Origin of the sequence: Lentzea waywayandensis (assembly GCF_900115955.1) — a bacterium.
Lineage (GTDB): Bacteria > Actinomycetota > Actinomycetes > Mycobacteriales > Pseudonocardiaceae > Lentzea > Lentzea waywayandensis.
Map to the genome: position 1 here is coordinate 616071 of NZ_FOYL01000002.1, position 16224 is coordinate 632294.

The 16224-nt window shown below is 71.0% G+C and carries 14 protein-coding genes and 1 pseudogene; 3 read left to right on the forward strand and 12 right to left on the reverse strand.

Annotated features, from left to right (window positions below; translation table 11 throughout):
* Nucleotides 1–65 precede the first annotated feature (65 nt).
* On the forward strand, nt 66–647 hold the full coding sequence (locus tag BM417_RS07745) for an NADPH-dependent FMN reductase (protein WP_093589259.1): 582 nt from the start codon (nt 66–68) through the stop codon (nt 645–647).
* Nucleotides 648–653: 6 nt separating this feature from the next.
* Nucleotides 654–1319, forward strand: a complete 666-nt coding sequence (locus tag BM417_RS07750; protein WP_093589262.1) for a TetR/AcrR family transcriptional regulator — start codon at nt 654–656, stop codon at nt 1317–1319.
* Here BM417_RS07750 and BM417_RS07755 read toward each other — a convergent pair.
* The 12 genes and pseudogenes from BM417_RS07755 to BM417_RS50460 form a co-directional block, all read right to left on the reverse strand.
* The gene (locus tag BM417_RS07755; protein ID WP_093590889.1) at nt 1249–2157 is read right to left on the reverse strand and encodes an arsenic resistance protein; all 909 of its coding nucleotides are present in this window, start codon (nt 2155–2157) and stop codon (nt 1249–1251) included. The two genes, BM417_RS07750 and BM417_RS07755, sit on opposite strands and share 71 nt — an antisense overlap.
* 277 nt (nt 2158–2434) lie before the next feature.
* Complete coding sequence (locus tag BM417_RS07760; RefSeq protein WP_093589265.1) at nt 2435–2857, reverse strand: MerR family transcriptional regulator; 423 nt, start codon at nt 2855–2857, stop codon at nt 2435–2437.
* Nucleotides 2854–3156, reverse strand: coding sequence for a hypothetical protein (locus BM417_RS07765; protein ID WP_093589268.1), 303 nt, complete (start codon nt 3154–3156; stop codon nt 2854–2856). The genes BM417_RS07760 and BM417_RS07765 overlap by 4 nt, the downstream gene beginning before the upstream one ends.
* A gap of 39 nt (nt 3157–3195) precedes the next feature.
* Nucleotides 3196–3360, reverse strand: a complete 165-nt coding sequence (locus tag BM417_RS07770; protein WP_218164384.1) for a hypothetical protein — start codon at nt 3358–3360, stop codon at nt 3196–3198.
* Nucleotides 3361–3490: 130 nt separating this feature from the next.
* Nucleotides 3491–5224, reverse strand: coding sequence for an ATP-binding cassette domain-containing protein (locus tag BM417_RS07775; RefSeq protein WP_093589271.1), 1734 nt, complete (start codon nt 5222–5224; stop codon nt 3491–3493).
* Entirely contained in the window at nt 5217–6875 is a 1659-nt protein-coding gene (locus BM417_RS07780) for an ATP-binding cassette domain-containing protein (protein WP_093589273.1), read from the reverse strand. The genes BM417_RS07775 and BM417_RS07780 overlap by 8 nt, the downstream gene beginning before the upstream one ends.
* The gene (locus tag BM417_RS07785; RefSeq protein WP_093589276.1) at nt 6872–8437 is read right to left on the reverse strand and encodes an alpha/beta hydrolase family protein; all 1566 of its coding nucleotides are present in this window, start codon (nt 8435–8437) and stop codon (nt 6872–6874) included. The genes BM417_RS07780 and BM417_RS07785 overlap by 4 nt, the downstream gene beginning before the upstream one ends.
* Nucleotides 8434–10017, reverse strand: a complete 1584-nt coding sequence (locus tag BM417_RS07790) for a hypothetical protein (protein WP_143138553.1) — start codon at nt 10015–10017, stop codon at nt 8434–8436. The genes BM417_RS07785 and BM417_RS07790 overlap by 4 nt, the downstream gene beginning before the upstream one ends.
* The gene (locus tag BM417_RS07795) at nt 10014–10742 is read right to left on the reverse strand and encodes a GNAT family N-acetyltransferase (protein WP_093589280.1); all 729 of its coding nucleotides are present in this window, start codon (nt 10740–10742) and stop codon (nt 10014–10016) included. Before BM417_RS07795 ends, BM417_RS07790 begins: the two co-directional genes overlap by 4 nt.
* Complete coding sequence (locus tag BM417_RS50250; protein WP_407656134.1) at nt 10739–11785, reverse strand: lanthionine synthetase LanC family protein; 1047 nt, start codon at nt 11783–11785, stop codon at nt 10739–10741. Before BM417_RS50250 ends, BM417_RS07795 begins: the two co-directional genes overlap by 4 nt.
* Entirely contained in the window at nt 11674–12117 is a 444-nt protein-coding gene (locus BM417_RS50255; protein ID WP_407656135.1) for a pentapeptide repeat-containing protein, read from the reverse strand. Before BM417_RS50255 ends, BM417_RS50250 begins: the two co-directional genes overlap by 112 nt.
* A 655-nt stretch (nt 12118–12772) precedes the next feature.
* A pseudogene (locus BM417_RS50460) lies at nt 12773–13333 on the reverse strand (class III lanthionine synthetase LanKC N-terminal domain-containing protein); the annotation flags it as partial.
* Nucleotides 13334–13801: 468 nt separating this feature from the next.
* Between BM417_RS50460 and BM417_RS07805 the strand changes: the two are divergent.
* The gene (locus tag BM417_RS07805; protein WP_093589286.1) at nt 13802–16204 is read left to right on the forward strand and encodes a type 2 lanthipeptide synthetase LanM family protein; all 2403 of its coding nucleotides are present in this window, start codon (nt 13802–13804) and stop codon (nt 16202–16204) included.
* The last annotated feature ends 20 nt before the right edge of the window (nt 16205–16224 follow it).

Sequence of the window (16224 nt, forward strand, 5' to 3'; positions counted from 1 at the left end):
GTAAAGTCCACTTCCAGAAGCGGGGTATAGTCCGCTTAACTCGGCTCGGCAAAGGACTCCAGGACATGACGCACATCGGAATCATCATCGGCAGCACCCGCCCCGGCCGGAACGGCGAGCAGGTGGCGAGGTGGGTCCTCGAGCACGCGGAGCGGCGCGACGACGCGACGTTCGAGCTGGTCGACCTCAAGGACTTCCCGCTGCCCCACCTCGACGAGCCGATGCCGCCGATCATGGGCCAGTACCAGCACGACCACACCAAGGCGTGGTCGTCGAAGATCGCGGGCTTCGACGGGTTCGTCATGGTCACGCCCGAGTACAACCACTCCACGTCCGGCGTGCTGAAGAACGCGATCGACTACCTGTTCGCCGAGTGGAACAACAAGGCGGTCGGCTTCGTCTCCTACGGCGGCGTCGGCGGCGCCAGGGCCGTCGAGCACCTCCGCCTCGTCGCGGGCGAGCTCAAGCTGGCCGACGTGCGCACCAGCGTGTCGCTGTCGATGTTCACCGAGTTCACGAACTTCACCGAGTTCCACCCGTCGGAGTTCCAGGCGGCCACGCTGTCCACGATGTTCGACGAGCTCGTGGCCTGGAGCAGCGCGCTCGCCCCGTTGCGCGACCGTCAGCTCGCCTCACAGCAGGCCTGACGTTCCGTGGAACCGGTCGCGCTGCCGTTGGGCCCGCCTCGTGAGGAACGGGCCGACGCCGCGCGCAACCGTGCCCATCTGCTCGACGTGGCCCGCGAGATGGCCGCCGAACTCGGTGCCTGCAACGTCACCATGGACGGCCTCGCGGAACGGGCCGGGCTGGGCAAGGGCACGGTGTTCCGCCGCTTCCGCACCCGTGCGGGCATCTTCGTCGCGCTGTTCGACGAGGAGGAGAAGCGCTTTCAGCACCGCGTGATGACCGGGCCGCCACCGCTGGGGCCTGGCGCACCGGCGGTCGAGCGGCTGGTCGCGTACGGCCGGGCGCGGCTCGAGTTCCTGGTCGGCCACAGCGCGCTGGCCCGTGCGTCCCTCGACCCCGCCCGGCCGATCCCCCTCGCCGACAGCCCGTCGCTGTTCCACGTCCAGATGCTCCTGGCGGAGGCCTGCCCGGACGACGCGCGCGGCGGCATCCTCGCGCTCCAGCTCGTCGCCGCGCTGGAAGGCCCGATCCTGCTCTACCTCCAGACCCCGGACGACACGCCCGATCCGACTCGGCTGGTGCGCACCCTCAGCGCCGGCTGGCAGGTCCTGGCCGAGCGCGTCACGGCAGCAGCCGCGGCACCACCCGCACGTAGACGACCATGCCGACCACCTCCACCAGCGTCTGCGTGACCACCACGACAGCAGCGAGGTCGTCGGGCAACGCCAGTGCCAGCGGCAGCACGACCAGCGAGTTGCGCGTGGCCCCGGTGAACACGATCGCGCGCCCGGAAGCCACGTCCAGGCGGAACAACCGCGCGACGACCAGTCCCGCGAACGCCATGACCACCAGAAAACCCACGTAGAACGGCACCACGCGGACGACCTGCGGCAGGTCGTCCCCGAGCTTCGGCACCTGCGACGCCACCACGGCGAACAGGGTCGCGGCCATCAACGGCACCATCGTCGTGCTGATCACGCCGACCCGCTTCCCCGCCCACGCCTGGGTCAGCCATGCCAACGCCAGCGGGATCGCGATCAGCACCACGAAGGCCTCGACGAACGGCCCCGGCTCGACCACCGCCAGGCCGGAGCCGAGGAACAGCAGCAGATACCCGGGCAACAACACCATCTGCGCGATCAGCAGAAGTGGCGTGACAGCGAGCAGGCGCTGACTGTCGCCACCGGCCAGACCGCTGAACACGATCACGTAGTCGACGCACGGCGCGAGCAGCACCAACAGCACGCCCAGCCTGATCGCCTGATCAGCGGGCAGGAACGGGTAGAACGCGGCGACCACCAACGGCACCACCGCGAAGTTCACGACAAGAGCGGCACCGATGAACCGGCCCGCGCGCAGCGAACGTCCGAGTTCTGCCACGGGCACTTGCAGGAACGTCACGTACAGCAGGGCCGCCAGCACGGGGTTGATGGCGTGTTCGAGCAACGGCCCCGCGCCAGGAGCGGCCCAACCGGCCGCCCCGCCCGCGGCCAGTGCGCCGAGGTAGACGGCGACCTGGTGCCGTTCCATGCCCGCGACGAACCCCGGCACGACACCCTCCCGATCAGATGATCAGGACGATATCCCGTTGCACCCGCAGCCTCCGCCGGTGCAACGGTGCCGGCGGCGACGGTTCAGCACCCACCAGGCCACGGCACCTGTGACAGCCACGGCCGCGACCACCGACAGCACCTGCCCCACGCTGATCGCGGCCACCACACCCGCGGCACCCGCGACGCCGGCCACCGGAACCAGACAGCACAGCAGGCAGGCGGCCCCGGCCAGGAGCGCGAACCTCCCCGTCCGCCTAGCAGCAGGAGCCTTCACCGCTCACCGCCAAGCCGACGAACGGCAGCGGGCACGACGGCGTGTGCGAGCAGGCGACCAGGTCGTCACAACCGGCGGAGATCGCCGCACGCAACGTGTCGCGGACGACCTCCAGGTCCGCGATCTTCGCTTCCACCTCACCGAGCTTCACCTCGGCACGTTCGCGCAGGCCAGGGCGACGGGAGCCGACGGCGAGCAGTTCGGCCACCTCGTCCAGGGTGAACCCGAGCCGCTGCGCCGCCTTGATCGTCCGGATCACGGACACGGTCTCGCGCGGATAGAGCCGATGCCCGCCCAGCGAACGCTCCGGCCGCGCGAGCAGGCCGACGCGCTCGTAGTAGCGCAGCGTCTCCCGGTTCACGCCTGCCGCCTCGGCCACCTCGCCGGTGCGCAGCGCGTTCATCTCGCCGCCAGCGCGTCGAGCACGTCGGCCCGCGCGTCCGGCACCGAGATCGCCAGGCTGAGGCCACCGCCGGTCGCCGTGAGCTCGAACGTGAAGAACGAGCAGCAGCCCGTCTCCCGCACCGCCAGATCCGCCGCGCGGGCCGCGACTTCCGGCCGTGGCTCCAGGGTCAGCACCAGCCGTGTCCTTTCCGGACGGTGACGCTCGGCGGTGGCGAGCAGTTCGTCGAACTCGGCCACGCGGAACGGTCTCTCCGCCCTCGGCAACGTGCACGCCTCGGGCGCCCAAATCTCGCTCATGCCTCGACGGTAAACCCGTACCCGGGCACCGGATGCAAGTCAGGACCGGAAGAAGTCCTTCAACGCGGCCACCACCTCGTCCGGCCGTTCCTCTGGCAGGTAGTGGTCACACGGCAACGCGAACCCACGCACGTCCCTCGCGTACTCCCGCCAGACGTCCAGAACGTCGTAGTGACGGCCGACAAAGCCGTGCTCACCCCACAACGCGAGAAGCGGCGCCTCGATCAGACCGCCCTCGCTGTTGCGCCACGTACAGGGCGGCGGCCTTGTTCACGCTGCCGTGGTCCACGACGGCCAGGAAGTAACGCAGCTGCCGGACGTCCATTCCCGCAGGTCAATCGGCGAACGCGTCCGCCTGCGACCGGTAGAGCCGCGCGTAGCGGCCGTTCTCTGCCAGCAGCGCTCGGTGTGAGCCGCGTTCCGCGACGCCGCCGTCGGCGAGCACGACGATGAGATCCGCCGATCTGACGGTCGAGAAGCGGTGCGTGACCAGGATCGTGATCATGCCGTTCGCGCCGTCGGTGGCCCTGGTCATGCTGTCGAAGAGGGCGTCCTCGGTGAACGCGTCCAGCGAGGCGGTCGGTTCGTCGAAGAACCGCACCAGCGGGGTGGTCCTGGCCAGGCCGCGGGCGAGCGCGATTCGTTGCCACTGGCCGGTGGAGAGGTCGGTGCCGCCCCACGACGTGCCGAGCTGGGCGTCCTGGTCCAGCACGTCGGCGCCGGCCCTGGTGATGGCGTCGCGGACGTGCTCGGTGTCGTCGAGGTGGTCCAGGTCGCCGACGCCGACGGCGTGCTGGACGGTGAACTCGAAGCGGGCGAAGTCCTGGAACGCCGCGGCGAGCCTGGCGCGCCAGTCGTGGACGTCCAGGTCGGCGAGGTCCACGCCGTCGACCGTGATCCGGCCTTCGGTGGGCTCGTACATCCTGGTCAGGAGCTTGACGAGGGTGGTCTTGCCGGCGCCGTTCGCGCCCACCACGGCCAGTGCCGCACCCGCCGGGATGGTCAGCGAGACGTTGCGCAGCACCCACTTGTCGGTGCCGGGATAGTGGAAGGACACGTTCTCCAGCCGGATGCCCTCGACGATCTGCTCTGGTGCTCGTTCGTTGCCGGTCGCCGTGTGGGCGTGGTCGGCCAGCCAGAGGAAGCGGCTGACGGTGTGCAGGGTGCGGCCGAAGCCCGCGACGGCCTGGATCGGCCAGATCACCGCGGTCTGCACCTGCTGGCCGAGGTAGATCGCCAGCACCACGTCGCCGGGCGCGGATCTGCCCTGGATCGCCTGGTGCAGCACGAAACCCACGGCGGCGATCACGCCGATCACGTAGAGGACCTGCTGGGCGAGCGAGAGGAGCGCGACCTTGCGTTCGGCGTGCTCGATCGGCCGGCGCTGGGCGTTCCAGAGCGTGCCGATGCGGCGTTCGAGGTTGTCGGCGAGTCCGAAGAGCCGGATCTCCACGGCGGCGTCCCGGTCCTGGGCGACCGCGCGCAGGTGACGGGCCGTGCGGCCGGGCAGCGCTGACTCATCTTCCGCTTGTGCGCGCCACCGCCGCTGGGCTTTCGTGATCAGCAGGGCTGGCAGTGCGAGCAGGACCAGCGCGAGCATCGCCGGGTGCGCGACGACCAGCAGGACGAGGACGGTGAGGCCCGCGCAGATCGCCTTGATCGTGACGGCGAGAGCGCTCATCGAGTTGCCGAGCTGACCTTGCCGCTGCCGCAGGATCTCGAGCTGGTCCTGGTACTCGGCGCGTTCGAAGTGGTCGAGGGTGGGCAGTTCGGCGGACAGGCGCGCGATCTCGGTGTCGAACGCGTGCGCGACCTTCTCCCCCAGCACCATCCGCCACTGGCTGGCCGACAGGTCGAGCTGCCAGCCGAGTCCGGCGCCGAGCACGAGTGCGGCGACACCGATGACGACCTGGCGGATGTCGTTCTGGATGACGCCGTTGGTGAGCATCGCCAGCCACAGGCCGGACAGCAGCACGAGGGTGTTGCCGAACGGTTCGGCGATCATCGCGAGGGTCAGCCTGCGGTCCACCCGCCACGCCATCGCGACCAGCACGCGGATCTCACGCATGACTCACCTCCGCGAACCGTTCTGCCTGCAAGGAGTACATGGCGGCGTACTGCCCGTTCGCCGCCATCAGTTCGGCGTGGGTGCCGTCCTCGGCGATGCGGCCGTCCGCGATGACGACGATGCGGTCGGCGTGTCTCACCGACGCGAGCCGGTGCGACACGAGGATGGTGGTGATCTCGCCGGCCAGTTCGCTGAACCGGGCGAAGAGCTCTTCCTCGGCCAGCACGTCGAGGTTCGCGCTGGGTTCGTCCATGATCAGGGTGCCGGACTCCACCGCTCGGAGCGCCCTGGCCAGTGCGACCTTCTGCCACTGACCGCCGGAGAGGTCACGGCCGTTCGGGTGCGAGGACGACAGGACCGTGTCCCAGCCGTGCGGGAGGTCCTCGAGCAGCCCCAGGCCGCCCGCGCGTTCCAGTGCTTCTTCGACGCCTTCCTCTCCGAACCCGATGTTGTCCTTCAGCGAAAGTTCGAAGCGGGTGAACCGCTGCACGATCGCGCTCACCTTGCCGGGCATGACGATCTCACCGCTGTCCGGCTGGTGGATGCCGCACAGCAGGTTGACGAGCGTGCTCTTGCCCGCCCCGTTCTCGCCGACGATCGCCAGCGACTGTCCTTTCGGGACCGTCAGGTCGATTCCCTTCAGAACGGGCTTGCCGGCGTAGCCGAAGTGGACGTCGGTGAGCTGAATGGCCTGCGCGACCACCTGCGGGCGTGGTGGGGCCGCGGTGAGGCGCCGAGCGAGCGTCCGGGCCAGTTCCGCGACCTTGCGGGCACGTGCCAGCGGGATCTCGGCGCCGAACACGTAGCCGAGCGCGCTCGTGGACAGCACCGCCTGGGCGTAGACGACGATCTCCGCCGGTGTGGTGGTGGTCTGGGCGATCGCGGTCAGGACGACGAGATGGGCGAGCAGCACACCGCCGGTCGCGGCGAACACCGTGCGCATGCCCAGTTTCCGTCCCGCCCACACGACCTTCAGCGCGCTGAGATACGAGTCGCGGTACAGCGGCACCAGCCACCCGGCCAGGCCGAACACGCGGATCTCCTTGGCAGCGGGGCTGTCCACGGCGAGGCCGCGCAGGTAACGGGCGCGGCGCATCGCGCTCTCGCCCTGCTGCGCGCCGAGGGTCATGCCGTGGTCGAGCCACTTCCGCACGCCGAAGCTCAGGCCGCGCCAGCCGAGGAACATGACGATCGGCGCCCACCAGGCGAACGTCGCCAGCACCACGGCGGCGCCGACGCCGGTCGCCCGTTGCCTGAGCAATTCCTTGAGGGCGGAGACGGTGCCGACGAAGCCGTCGACGCGTTCGAACTCGGCCAGCGCGCCCAGTTCCTTCGTGGTCCTGGGATCCGCCAGGTTCGCGGCGCCGGTGCGGAGGGTGGCGCCGGCGACGGTGTCGTGAACGGCGTGGGCGAACCGGCCGTCGAGAACAGCGGCTTCGTGGTCCAGGACCGCGGAAAGCACTGTACCGACGAGAAGTGCGGTGCCGAACAGGGCCAGCCCGAGGGTGGCCTGCGCGGGATCGTCCGGTAGTCCGGCGACGAGCACGCCCGACGCGGCGATGGCGGCGGCCGGGGCGAGACCCTGGAGCACCGCCAGCACGCAGAACAGGGCGAACCGCCAACGGCCCGCCTGCCAGAGCAACGTCTTCACGCCGACACCTCCTCACGCACGGTGGGGGCCATCAGGTCTGCCAGGTGCGCCACGACGGCGGCGGTCCACGCGGCCATGTCCGCCGGTTCGTGGCCGTTCCCCTGCTGCTCCACGTAACGCGCCGCCCCCAGCCGTTCCACGAAGGCCCGCGACTGGCCGACCGGAACCCTGTCGTCCCCTTCGCTGTGCCCGATCATCAGCCGTGGTGCGGTGAACGGCCGGTGGATCGGACTGCGTTCACGCAACTCGTCCGGATCCTCCGCCAGCGCGCCGAGTTCGGTCCTGAGCCACTGGCGGTGCAGGCCCGTCGCGGACTCCAGCAAGGCGTTGACGTCCGTGACCGGCGCCCACACCGCGACGGCGTCCACCAACTCTGGCGCGGCGGCGAGCAGGGCCAGGTAGGCGCCGTAACTCTGGCCGTACAGGCACAACGGCCGGTCGCCACGCAGGTCGCGCAGCCGGGCGACGACAGCCGCGACGTCGGCACCGCCCCAGTCGCCGACCACGACGTCGCGGAACGAGTCCCCGTAGCCGGAGCTGCCGGGGTAGTTCATGCCGATGACGGTCCAGCCCGCGTCGACCAGCGCGGCGATCACCGGTTCGTGGATCTGCCTGAGCTGACTGCGCGGGCCGCCGTGCAGGTGCAGCACCACGCCGCCGTGGCCGTTCTCCGGTTCGTAGAGCCATTCCGGCGACTGCGCCGACTCGCGGTGTCGCCAGCGGACCGTGATCTCCTCGCGTTGCCGGCCGGGCAGCGACTGCATTCGTCCACTGTGGATGTCCCACCGGACGAGCGCGGGTGACGCGGCCGGGGACTGGTGGCGGCCGAGCAGGTGGCGTTCGTCGGCGGTGAAACTCAGGTCGGTGGCGATCCCGTGGTCGGGCACCGGCGTTCCGATGACGTGACCATCCCGATCCAGCACCCGGTGGACGTAGCGGTGGTCGGTCCAGGCCATCGTGAGCAGCAGGCCGGACGGCGAGACCGCGATGCCCGCGCCTCCCCCTGCGTACCAACGGGCCTGGCCGGTCGCGAGGTCCAGCACCCCTGGCAGTTCGCCCTCGCCGGTCAGCGCGACGAGCGGCCCGTCCCCTGCCGCCGACACCGCGTCGAGGTCGATCCGGTCGCCGTCCTGGATCAGCGTCACTCCCCGGTCGCTGGTGAAGACCAGGGTGTTCCGGTCCCACGCGGCGACCGACCGCACGCCCTCGGTGCCGTCGAGGAGCCGGTAACTGCCGTCGTCGGGGCGGTGCACGCACAGCATCGGACGACCGTCGCGCACGACCGCGATCAGTGCTTCCTCGCCGTTGTAACGCAAAGTGCGTCCGACCACCGGATGCGTCGACGTCAGCATCCGGTGGCCGGTGTCCAGAAGGCCCAGTTCGCCTCGGCGGCGCAACGCGAGCAGGGTCGGGGTGGCCCAGCCGGCGAGATGCCAGTCGCCGGCCGGGATCCAGTCGGTCGCGGCCAGGTGGGTGTCGCCGTCCGGAGCGACGTCCACGAGGCCGACCTCGCCCGGTCGTGTCAGGGCGAGCAGGTCGCCGCCCGGCGAGAGCATCGTCATGCCGCACCGGCCAGCAGACCTCGCAGTGCCAGGAGATCCTCGGCGACGACGGCGTGCGCGGCGCGTTCCCGCAGGAGTGCTTCCGGCTGTTCGCCGAGGTTGCGCAGGACCGCGTCGACGACGTCCGGGGCGCCGCGGCGCATCCGGCTGACCGCGGCGAGGTACCAGCGTGCCGCCTCGGTGGTCGCGCCCGCGGCCAGGCGCCGGTCGGCGAGCCGGAAGCAGACCGCGGAGACGGCCTTCTCGCTCGCCTGGTTCGTGTCGGCCGCGCGGTCGAACAGGTCGAGCAGCCGCACGGCGACGGCCTCCGCCTCGGTCTCCTCCCCCGCGTCCAGCAGCACCCGCACGAGGTCGGACGCGACGTAGGTGGCGTTGGCGACGTCGTCCGCGATCCCCCACGCCTGCCGGTAGAGGCCCATGGCCTCAGGCGTGCCGCGGCGCAGTTTGGCCAGGTTGGTCAGGAGCTGGACCTGTTGGTCGGCAACGGTGTCGTGGCCTTCCAGCAGCTTCAGCGCGGACCGCATGCTGGTCACGGCACCGTCGAGGTCGCGGTCGCGGTAGAGGGCGAGCGCGGCGCCGTTGAACGACGCGGCAACCTGGGTGACCGGCACGTCCAGCTCACGGGCGTGCGCGAAGCACCGGGCGGCAGACGAGCGCTCGGCCGGGTCGGGGTCCTTGGCGAGCAACTGGCCGAGGCTGTAGGCGAGCATCGCCTGCTGTGCCGGTTCGACGTCCCACTTCGCGGCCTGGCCGAGGATCAGACCGGCCAGCGTGCCGGAGACCCGGCGGCGGTCCGCCACCAGCGCCGCCAGGTAGGCGCTCGCCGCCGCGCCGTGCGGAATGTCGCCGGACTGGAGCGCGCGCCGGTAGAGGTTGCCCGCGTAGCGCGACAGGACGCGTCCCTGACCGGCGGCTTCGGCGGCGGCACCGGCGGTGAAGGCGTGCAGCGCCAGCACGGGGTCGGTGAGCAGCGCGGCCGTCGAAAGGGGCGCGCGTGAGCTCGTGACGACCTCCGCGGCCAGTTCCGGGGTGATCGGCAACGGGCGCACGACCGGGGTGGCGTAGGTGCGCAGACCGTCCCTTGTGGACGTCACGGCGTGCACGAGCGAGTCGTCCCAGCCGTGGGCGGCCTGCCAGGCGCGGAACTCGTTCTCCGGCACCGATCCCCCGGCCAGGCGCAGCATCGCCAGGATCTCGTCGCCTTCGGCCGGCAGCGTGCCGCGGATGTGCCGGAGCACGGTCACCGATTGCGCTTCCCCGCGCATCAGCCGCATGCGGCACTCCTGAAGGAACCGCACGTCGTCGTGAGTCGGCGCACCGAACAGTTCGACCACCACGGCCCGTTTGCCGCCCTCGGCCAGCCACTCACGCACGGCCCTGACCTCGGCACGCAGCCGTGCCTCGCGTTCGTCGTGGCACCTGAGCAACGCCGTGGTCAGGTCAGCGGGACCTTCTTCTTCCTTCAGCCACAACGGCCGCCCGGCCGACAGGTAGTAGCGGACCTTCCCGTGTCGCGCGCGCAGGTCGGCCAGCACGCCGGGAATCCACGCGGACTCCACCGACAGCACCGTCACGCTCATGACGTCACCCGGCTCGCCTTGAGCGTCGCGCGGTCCTGCACGAAGCCGATCGACCGGTACAGCCGGCGTGCGGTGAAGTTCTCCGCCATGACGTTGAGGCGGCAGTCGGCGTATCCGGCGGACGCGAGCGCGAGCATGCTGCGCACCAGCAACGTCTTGCCCAGGCCCGCTCCTCGTTGCCCGGACTCGACCACGAGGTGCCCGATCAGCGGCACACCGCGGTCCTCCGTCACGGCGATCGCGCCCTTGGTCCCGTCCGCGACGATCCTCAGGCTGGCGTCGTCGATGAGCGGCCCGTACTGGCCGGACACGATCTCCTCGAACACGCCGCGGTCGTGGTCGTCGCCCGGCAGGTCGTTCGTGAACGGTGCGATCCGGTACCCGACCGGCAGCGCGCGTTCGAATGACGCGATCATCTCGCTGTCGAGCTTGAGCCACATCGGCACGATGCGGCCGCAGTCCGTGCCACCGACGTCCCAGAACTCCGGGTGGACCGCGACGATGTCGTTCATGCCGAGCCCCTGGAGGTGGACGAGCACTTCGGCCAGGTGCTCCACGATCGCCGGATCGTCGCGCTGCGGCAGGCATTCCGTGACGTACGTGAGGCCTGGGGCCGGTCTCACGACGCACTCGAACACCGTCTCGCCGTTGCGCGTCGTGATGACGCGCCGGTTGGAGCCCCAGTCCACGACCATCTCGTGGACCAGGAGGTCGGTGAGGTTCACGGTCGCTCCTCGAGTCGCAGGGTCAGTGGCGAACGGGCGACGTGGCCCGCGAGCCGAAGCCGGAACGCGTGCACGCCGGTGTAGCCGCGCATGTAGTCGGGCCGGGGCACGCCGAGACCTTCCGGCGCCCACTTGACGGCGAACCCGTCCCGGAACCGCAGCGCGTCGAGCTTGCGTCCGATGTGGACGGCGCCCTCGTGGAACTCCTCGTGGTCCGCCGCCAGGTCGAGCAGGAAGTCCCCGTCCCCCGCCAGCCCGTGGCAGCGGCACGTGCTCCCGAACGGCCGCGCGGTCGTGATCGCCCGGCCCGCGTCGATCGCGCCTCGGGCCAGATCGTCGTCCCCGGTGTGTTGTGCCAGCGCGTGCAGCAGGACGCCGACACCCGCCGCGCCGTTGCACCAGTGCGACCAGACGGTGTCGCTGTTCGGCTTGTGCGGCCAGGACAGGCCTTTCGCGGCGGGCATCGCGTGGGCCAGCAGCGCACGTCCGGTGGCGACGGCCAGGTCGACGGCGACCGGGTCGTCCACGGCTCGTCCGGCGTGCAGCAGGAAGTACGCGACACCCGCGCTGCCGTGCGCGAACCCGTGGAACGCGGAGCCGTTGTTCGGCCAGGCCGGAATGCCGTCCTTCGTCGACACCCCGGCGAGGATCCTGACGATGATCTTCGAGACCTCGTCCGCCCCTTCGCCCGTGGCGCGCAGCAACGCCGTTCTCGCCAGCCCGACGCCCGCCCAGCCGTGGGTGATGTCCCAGCCGTGGACGTCGATCGCCGCGAGCTCGTCGGCGAACCTCAGTGCTTCCCGGTGCCACAGGTCGGGTTCGTGGCCGGCTTTCGCCAGGTCGGTCATGAGCCACGGGAGTGAGCCGAGGCCGAAGTACAGGCCCGGCGGGGTCTGGCCGGGGACCACCGGGTTGTTCTCGACGGTCCAGGTCAGGAGCTTGTCGGTGTGTTTGAGCCACGCCTCGTCGCCGGTGGCCTCCCACAGGTCGAGGTAGTAGCGCGCGATCCCGGCCGTGCCCGCCATGAAGGAGGCGGGGTGCATCGAGCCAGGAGCCCAGCGCTGGGGCCACGGCCACGGGTGGCGGTCCCACTCGGCGAGGCGGACGAGCTCCTCGCCGGCCTCGACCGCTTCCGCGACAGGCGAGTCCGCGACAGCCGAGTCCGCGACAGGCGAGCCCGCGACAGCCGAGTCCGCGACAGCCGAGCCCGCGACCGCTTCCTCGACCGCCGAGTCCGCGACAGGCGCCGTCGCCACGGCGCCCAACCGGGTGCGAATGTCGTCCAACGCCGTCGCGTCCAGCCCGGGCGGCGCGAAAGCGTCCAGCACGGCCGGCAGATGCGAGGCGTAGCCGACGTCCCGTCCCAGGAAAGGATCGATGCCGGTCAGCACGTAGTGCCCGATCGCGGCCAGCGCGTACTCCGTGTCCGCGGCCCAAGGCGCGGAAGGCGGCACGTACCCCGGCGTGTGTGCGACGAACGGAGGCTCCGGTGAGTCGACGAGCCCGGCGTGCTCGAGATCGATCACGGCGAGCCGCGACCCGTCGACCATGATGTTGTTCGGAGTCAGGTCGAGCAGCCGAATCCCGCGGGCCTCGACCTCCCGGACCAGCCGCCGCACCCCGGCCAGCAGCTCCAGCAACGAGACCGGCGACACCTCGGAGCGGTAGTTCCGGCGCTCCACCTCGGCCCGCAACGTCCGTCCGGGCAGGAACTCCTGCACCAGGTACGCGTTGTCCTCCTGGTGGAAGAACGCCAACGGCTCAGGCGCGAGCCCCGAACCGCTCAACGCCCGCAGCAGCTGCCACTCGTTGCGCAGAGCGGTGCGCGAGTCCCGGCCGAGCCGATCGGGTGTGGTCCCGATCCGGGCTTCCTTCAGCACCGCCGGCACACCCCGGTGCAGGACGCGGAACACGCCACCCTTCACCGACTGCCGCAGCACGCCCTGCACGACGATCTCGCGCCCGAACAGCCCGCTGCCGGGCCGTTCCAGGAACGCCCGCGGCCGCGCGGGCACCAGGTCGTCGATCCAGTCCGGCGCGGCCACCCCCGGCGCGCGCCGATCTTCCACGCGGCGGCCGGACGGGTCGACGAGCACGTACTTCAGGCTCTGCTCGACAGCATCGAAGACGCTCTGCCCGACGAACGCGCCGTAGCGGAGGTAGACGTTGCTGTGCGGCCGGAACCGGCGGTCGGACGGAACGACGGGCGCGTCGAACTCGCGGGTGACCGCGTCCAACGACGCCGCGAGCGACTCGACGTCCGACTCGGGGTAGATGGTGATGAACTTGCCGGACTGGGTCAGCGGGGACGGCGGCGAGCTGAGGTCCATCAGCTTGTCGATGGACCGCGCGGCCTTCCAGCGCAGTGACAGCGGAACGACGACGGCGGCCACCCGGCGCAGCACCTCGGGGGCGTGCTGGGGCGAGGCGCTCACGTGGATCTTCCAGCCCTGGCGGCGGGCCGGACGGTCGGCCACCGGGTCGAAGTGCCACCAGAACGGTTCGCCGCGCACGGTGTAGGTGTCGGCGCAGGAGGCGGCGATCTCGCCGGCCTCGCGCCGGATCGGGTCCGGGGCAACGCGTCGTCGCATGGAACTCACCTGCCTGAGGAGGGACTTGCGGTGGGCCGCCCGAAGGCGGCCCACCGCATTACCGGAGATCCGGTCAGTTCTGGCTCGAGGTCCAGGAGCAGAGCGTGCAGAGGGAGTTGTCCTCCATCAGCAGCGCGTCGTCCTCGAAGCCCATGGTCAGCAGGTCGGTCGCGTCGACGATCTTCTCCATCGGAATGCACCTCCGTGTAGTGGTTCTCGGTGTTTCGGGCCCCGTTTGCGGCCTGGCCCAAAATCTGCCGTCCACCAGCGAAAACCTCATCCGTGGCGGCCACCACCATTCGGAAACCGCAGCTCGGTGCCACTGAGGGGAGGGTTGCGACCGGCACGCGCTCAAGCGGTTCGCGAGCGACATGGGTGAGGATGCGTAGCGGCCCATGCGCAGCGCCGCCGCAATGGTGGTGTTCTACACCCATGACCCGCCGGTAGCGCCCTGGCACGCTTCGTCTCATGGAGATCGCCTGCCGCGCCACACCCGCTCCCACGGACGTGTTCGCGCACGTCGTGGAGCCTTGGGTGACCGCGGCGAGCGCCCGTCTGCACGCCGCACTGGCCGCACTGCCCGAGCACGCCGTCGACCCGTCCGCACTGGTCGCCTCGTGCGCCAGGCTCCTCACCACCCGGCTCACCCGCCTCGCGGCGCCGGTCCTCGTGCACGAACTGGAGCAGGCGGACGACCTCGAGGGTGCGGACGAGCACGAGAGGTTCCAGGACTTCCTCACCCGCGCGCACTTCGAGCATTACCCCGTGCTCGTCCGGGAGCTGGACGGAGAACGCGACACGGCGGTCGAGATCGTCGCCGAGTTCGCCACGCGCTACGCGGCCGACCAGGACCGCCTGACCGGCACGCTGCTCGACACGAAGTCCGCGCTCGTCGCCGCCTGTCCCGGCGGAGATCGCCACCGGGGCGGACGGGCGACGACGGTCCTGGAGCTCGCGGACGGGCAGCGGCTGGTCTACAAGCCGCGCGGCGTCGACGCCCACCTCGCGCTCGCGCACGTCGTGGAGCTGGTGAACGACCTGGTGGACCTCGGTCTCGCGACCGTCAAGGCGGTGCCGGGTGGCGGCTACGGCTGGACCGAGCACGTCGAGCCGGCTCCGCTGCCCTGTGCCGACGGCACGGCGTACTTCCTGCGACTCGGCGGCCTGCTCGCGGTGCTGCACCTGCTGCGCGCCACGGACATGCACCACCAGAACGTGATCACCCGCGCCGACCAGCCGCTGCTGATCGACGTGGAGACCCTCTTCCAGGCGGAACTTCCCGGTGCGCGGCCCGATCCCGCCGTAGTCGCGCTCGGCCGTTCGGTCGCACGCACCGGCATCCTTCCCGCCGTCGCCGGACGGCACGGGCTCGTGGACATCTCCGGTGTCGGCGGCGACGCCGGCCAGGAGACTTCCGGCACCACAACGGAATGGCTCGACGCCGGCACCGACCGGATGCGCGCGGTCCTCCGGCCGGAGTTCGTGATCGGCGCCGCGAACCGCCCGACGTGGCAGGGCCTGCCCGTCGAGGCCGCCGACCACGCGGACGCCGTGCTGTCCGGGTTCCGGCAGACCTACGACGCGATCTCCTTGCACAGTGCGGAGTTCGCCGCCGTGCTGGCCGGGTGCGCCTCGGTGCCGGTGCGGATCGTGCCGCGGCCGACGGCTCAGTACGCCGGCCTCATCGCCGCCGCCCGCGGACCGGAGTTCCTGCGCGACGCCGACGTCCGGCTCGCCGCGTTCACCGCGGCCTGCGCCACGGACTTCCTGCCCGGCCTGGCCGAGCTCGAGGCCGCCGAGCTCGACACGGGCGACGTCCCGTTGTTCACGACCCGCGCGGACGGTCACGACCTGTTGTCCGCCAAGGGAAAGCTTCCCGGCGTGCTCGCCACGTCCGGGCTGGAGGACGCGCTCGCGGCCCTGTCCGCGTTCGACGAGTTCGACCGCGACGACCAGGAGTGGGTGATCGCCGCGGCACTGGCAACCCGCCGTGTCGCGGTCACCGGAGCGGGTCCGGGCAAGGTTCCGCAGCACGCCGTCGGCACGGATGAGGTGCTGTCCGCGGCCTGCACGATCGCCGACCGGATCGTCACGACCAGCTACGGCACCGAGCGGATCAACTGGATCGGTCTCGAACCCGTGGGTGACACGCGGTGGCTGGTGCTGCCGATGGGGGCCGGACTGGCGCACGGCTACACGGGTGTGGCGCTGTTCCTCGCCCAGCTCGGCCGGATCAGCGAGGTCTGCCGCTACACCGACGTCGCGCGGCGTGCACTCGCGACGGTGCCCGATCTGCTGGCCGCGCTCCGGGGCAACGACGACCTGATCGCCGCGGTCGGCTCCGGTGGCCTGACGGGGTTCGCCGGAATCGGTTACGGGCTGGCCAGGATCGCCACGTTGCTGGACGACGACGAGGTCGCTCGCTGGGCCCGCACGACCGTTCGGCTGGCAGGCGCCGCGGCGGAGTTCGAACCGGAACACGGCCTGGCGGCGGCGATGCGGGCGCTGGACGCGGAGATCGGCTGCTCCGACGCACGGGAGCTGGCCGAGCGCTACCCGGACGGACCGGCCGGACCCGCCCAGTGGTGCCAGCACGATGCTTCCAAATGGACGGACGACGACTTGTCCTTGTGCCACGGGGAACTCGGCCATGCGGACGTGTCCGTGAGCGGCTGGTCCGCCGCGACCCGGCACCGCCGTACGGGCGAAGTGCTGGCGACGTTGCGCCGCGACGGTCCCCGCTGCGTCACCCCGGACCGCGTGCCCACCCCCGGACTCCTCACCGGACTCGCCGGACTCGGGATAGGCCTGCTGCGCCTGGGATTCCCGGAGCGGACGCCGTCGGTCCTGCGTTTCGAGCCGGGACACTGATCTTCCCCGTCAATCGGGGT